General features: G+C 70.0%; 3 protein-coding genes. 1 reads left to right on the top strand and 2 read right to left on the bottom strand.

Features of this window, described 5'->3' with window-relative positions:
* Positions 1–185: 185 nt before the first annotated feature.
* Together HUU95_RS08850 and HUU95_RS08845 are read right to left on the bottom strand one after the other, a co-directional pair.
* Positions 186–1,571 carry a peptidylprolyl isomerase gene (locus HUU95_RS08850; RefSeq protein WP_254602709.1) on the bottom strand — a complete coding sequence of 462 codons (1,386 nt, stop codon included), beginning with the start codon at positions 1,569–1,571 and terminating at the stop codon, positions 186–188.
* A gap of 35 nt (positions 1,572–1,606) precedes the next feature.
* Positions 1,607–3,832, bottom strand: a complete 2,226-nt coding sequence (locus tag HUU95_RS08845) for an LPS-assembly protein LptD (RefSeq protein ID WP_174279777.1) — start codon at positions 3,830–3,832, stop codon at positions 1,607–1,609.
* A gap of 151 nt (positions 3,833–3,983) precedes the next feature.
* On the opposite strand from HUU95_RS08845, the gene HUU95_RS08840 reads away from it, so the two are divergent.
* Positions 3,984–4,713 (top strand): leucyl aminopeptidase family protein (locus tag HUU95_RS08840; protein WP_217429800.1); only part of this gene is annotated, 730 nt, incomplete at its 3' end.

The following is a 4,713-nucleotide window of genomic DNA, read 5'->3' as shown; positions in this document are numbered from 1 at the left end:
GGCCGAACGCCGCCGCCGCTTCCGCCATGTCGCGCACGACCGCGACCGGCCCGGCAAAAGCGCCCGGATCGCCCAGGACCACGAACGGCGGCAGTCCGCCAGCCGCCCACGCCTTGGCGATCACCTCCGGCCCGATCCCGGCCGGGTCGCCCATCGACACCGCCAGCGGCGCCATCGGCCGGAACTCAGCGATATTCGATGATCGCGTCACGCCGCAGGTCGCGCAGCTTGGCCTGCGCGCGCAGGTTGACGCGCGTTTCCTGGATCTGATTCTCGATCTGGTCGGCGCGCGGCAGCTCGGTCGACTGCGTGTCGTCGCGACCGCACAGCACCAGGCTGCGCACGCCCTCCTGCGGGTTGCCGAAGGGCGGCGTCGCCTGCCCGACCTGGAGATTGAGCATGAGGTCCTGCAAGGGCCCGGGCAGCTGGCGGATCAGGACGGCGTCGTTGTCGACCACCTCCGCACCCAGTGCCGCGCCGACCTTTTCCACCGAGCCGCAGCCCTGGAGCTGCTTCAGCCCCGTCGCGAAGGCGCTCGTCCGCGCGGTCGCATCCGCCTGCGTCGTGCCGGCGGGGAAGCGGACGGTGAGCTGCTTCAGGCTCAGCTTCGCGGAGCGCGGGTCGGCGGTGAGCAGCTGGCGCTTGTCGGTCAGGTACAGGATCGAATAGCCGCCGGAGTTCTCGATCGGCCCGGCGACCTGGCCGACCTGCATGTCCTGCGCCGCCTGCGCCAGCTCCGCCGGCAGCACGGACGCCTTCACCCAGCCCAGATCGCCACCCTGCTTGCCCGTCGGCGAGTCCGAATATTGCACGGCATATTGCTCGAACGGCTTGCCCGACTTCTGCAGGTCCTGAAGCACCGTGCGTGCCTTGGCGAAGATTTCCTGCTCGTTCGCGCCCTCGGCCCGCAGGAAGATCTCCTTTATATTGAACTCCTGCGTGCCCTTCTGCGCTTGGAGGCGCTTGAGGATGTCCGCCACCTCCTGATCGCCGACATTGACCAGCGGCTCGACGCGGTGGCGCAGATAGCTCTGCCATGCCAGCTCCGCCTCGATCTCGCGGCGCAGCGTCCGTTCGGACGCACCCGATTTGGTCAGAAAGGCGGGCAGCTCCTTGGGCGTGACCTTGAAGGTGCTCTGCGCCGCTCGGACGACGCCCTGATCGACCTGCGCGGACGTGATGGCGATGTCGGCGGTCTTCGCCTCCTGCACCTGCAGCGTCTCGTCGATCAGCTGACGCAGGATCTGCAACCGCAGCCGGTCGCGCTCGTCGCCCTTGATCTGCGCGATCGGCACGTTGTTGAACAACGCGATCAGGCCGAGCCGCTGATCGACGTCCGTGCCGGTCACCACCGTGTCGTTGACGATCGCGGTCGGCTTGCGCACGTTGGGGTCGAGCTTGCCGAAGATCTGCAGGTTGGCCGGGATGTCGAGCGGGGTCTCGGGCACGCCCTGGTCGCGGCTCACCTGCGCCGGCGCCGCCACCGCCATCATCAGCGCGAGCATCGCGCCCGCGCGCCCACCAAAGCCTGTCACCAACGCCTTCCACTCCCGCGCGACCGATCGCGCCACCGGCGGTCCGTGCCGTCCACCGCCTGAACCGGCGCTTAGCGGCCGAGGTTGGTGAACGCCAGCGTCAACAGGAAGCTGTTGCCCGCGCGCGCGTCGCCGGTGTCCTGATAGTCGCGCCGCCAGGTCAGCCCGAGCCGGATGCAGTCGTCGGCATATTCGAAGCCGATCCGATGACGGCGCGGGTCGAACCCGTTGGCGAGCGACAGCGGGTCCTCCGCGCGATCGGTCAGGTCGATCACGGTCGAGCCGAACAGCGACCAGAAGCGGCTGATCTGCACCCGCCCGCCCAGGCGCACCTCCTCGCGGTCCTGCAGATCCTCGATCGAGGGGAAGATCTTCCGGTCGAGGCGGAGATAGCCGATCAGCGCATAGGTGCTCCGCGAGCCCACGGTGGCGTCGATCTCGTTGCGGCGAAAGCTGAGGCTGTCGTGATCGACGCGGTAGCGGTGCGTGAGGGAGAGCAGGTCGCGGAAGCGCACCTCCGTTCGGCCGGTGATGTCGGAGAAGCGGTCGGAGAGGCCGGTGCCGCTGGGCAGGATGCTGGGCCGCTCCGACAGGCGATAGCTCTGCCCGATCACGGCATCGACGTGGACGCCCGGCAGGTCGACCGCCCACTCGCCGCCATAGGTGACGCGCGTCGAATCCTCCCAGCGGTCATAGCCCGGGAAGCGATTGAGCGCGAACAGGTTGGAATCGTCCAGGTCAACCGCGCGCGAGTCCTCGTTGGGCAGCGTCAGATTGGCGATGTGCGGAGACGCGACCACCTGCACGCGCGGCGTGAACCGCTGCGTGCCCGAGCCCAGCGCGCCGATCAGCGGCCAGGCGAGATCGGCCGCGACCGCGCCGATCGCGCGCGTGTGGAAGCCTTCCAGCCCGCGATAGCTGGTCACCGCCGTCGCCAGCGTGTCGTGCGTGTTGTAGGCATCCGCGCGCGCAAAGGCGGTCAGCGTCAGTTCCTGGCCGCCGGCGGCGAGACGCCGGAGGTCCCAGCGCGCGCTGGCAAAGGCGCGTTGCGTGTCCTGGCCCGCGTCGCGGGTCAGCGCCAGGGAGTTGAGCTGGATCGCGAGCCGCCCGCCCAGCGGCGCGTCGCGGATGAGCCGGCGATAGTCGATCTCGGGCAGCGCCAGCGGCTGCATGCCCTGCGAGTCGGCGACCCGCAACGTCTGCACCGCCCAGCCGTCCAGCGCGAAATAGCTGTCCGCGTCGATGTGCTCCAGCTTGGCCGTGGAGCGCAGCCGGTCGTCGCGCGAGATGTCGTAGCGGCGCAGAAAGGTCCGATCGGTGGTCCGCCGCAGCGAGCCGCTGACGCTCCAGGTCGAACTCAGCTGATATCGCGCGATCCCGTCCACATAGCCGCGAAACGCCTGCTCCGTCGGCCCCACCTCCGTGGTGTTCAGGTCGTCGCTGCGTCGGCTCACCGTGGCATAGCCGGTCAGGCGGAACGCGCCCCTTGTCCCGAGCGCCTCATACTGGACCTGCATCTCCGGCAGCACCGACGTGAACAGATGCGGCGTCAGCGTCAGCCCGCGGTTCGGCCCCAGCGAGAGGTAATAGGGCACGGCAACCTCAAGCCCGTTCACGTGGGAGAAGCGCAGATCGGGGGAGATTACCCCGCTCTCGCTGTGATCGCCGGTCGAGATGCTCAGATTGGGGAGCGGCAGCGAGGGCAGCCCGAACAGATGAAACCGGCCGCTGACGAACGACACCCGCTCGCGGTCTGGTCGGTAGGTGACCCGCAGCGCCGTGATCTTCCAGCTCGGCTCCCTGGGGCAGCCGGCGTCGTTCGTGACGGCGCACGGCGTGTAGGCGGCGTGATCGAGATCGAGCGTGCCGTCCTGCGCGCGGCGCCCCCGCGTCGCGGCGAAGCGGCTGCCGCGCTCCAGCACCACCAGCATGTTGTCGACGACGCCGTCCTTGAGGCTGTCGGCCAGCTCGATGCGATCGCCATAGGCGATGTCGCCCTGCGGATTGACGACCGCGATGTCGCCCGTCGCGACCACCTGGCCGGTCTTGCGGTTCCACACCACCTTGTCGGCACGCAGCCGCTGGCCCGCGCGCGTCATGCGCACCTCGCCGGTCGCCGTCACGATGTCGGTCTCATTGTCGTAATCGAGCGCGTTGGCCGCGAACTGAACCTGCTGATCGGCGGTCGAGCCGGTCGCGGGCGGGCGGGCTAGGGGCGCCTGCTGCGCCGAGGCCCTCGCATGGGCGGGCACGGCCAGCGTCAGGACACCGCCCGCCAGCAACAGGGAACGCGACACGATGATGAACCAACCCCTTGCGCGAGCACCTTGCGTCCTTGGCGCGTAACCCAGCCGTCCGCGTCCCGCAATCGCGTGCTTGTGTCACCGGGCGGGGGGCGTAGAGGACGAGCGCTTCCCGACCACCGATCATCGAAAGCCGCACCGTCCCATGCAGATCAGCTTCGTTCCCGCCGCCGATCCCGTCGCTATCCTCGTCCTGCCCGTCGAGAAGGACGGCCTGGAGCGCGTGAACTGGGATGCGATCGCGGGTCTGCGCGCGGTGGGCGATGCGGCGGCGGCGGCGCAACGCTTCACTGGCGAGGCGGGCGCGATCGTCGAGTTGTTCGTTCCGTCTGAGGGCGCGGTCCGCCACGTGCTGTTGCTGGGCGTCGGCGGCGGCGCGGAGCCCGATTGGGCCAAGGCGGGTGGCGCGCTTACCGCCAGGCTGCTGACGACGGCCACCGCCGTCTCGGTCGACCTGACCGGCGTGTCCGCGACGCCCGAGGCGGTCGCACGGTTCGCCGGGGCCGCCGCGCAACGCGCATGGCGGCATGACGTGTACCGGACGAAGCTGCCCGACAACGCCAGGCCGACGCTCGCGACGCTCGCGATCAGCGGCGCGCCTGACGGGAGCGAGCAGGCCTGGGGTCCGGAGTCGGCGGTGACCGACGGAATGGCGCTGACCCGCCAGCTCGTCACCGAGCCGCCCAACCTGCTTTACCCCGAGACCTTCGTCGAGCAGGTCGGCGCCGCGATCGACGGCCTGGGCCTGGAGGTGACGGTGCTCGACGAGGCGGCGATGCGCGAGCTGGGCATGGGCGCGCTGCTCGGCGTCAGCGCCGGCTCGGCGCGCGAGGCGCGGCTGCTGGCGCTCAAGTGGAGCGGCGGCGAGGAGGGCG

It is taken from the genome of Sphingomonas bacterium (assembly GCF_903643065.1).
Lineage (GTDB): Bacteria > Pseudomonadota > Alphaproteobacteria > Sphingomonadales > Sphingomonadaceae > Sphingomonas.
The sequence above is the reverse complement of the archived record's forward strand: the minus strand, read 5'-3'. Positions and strand labels throughout refer to the sequence as shown.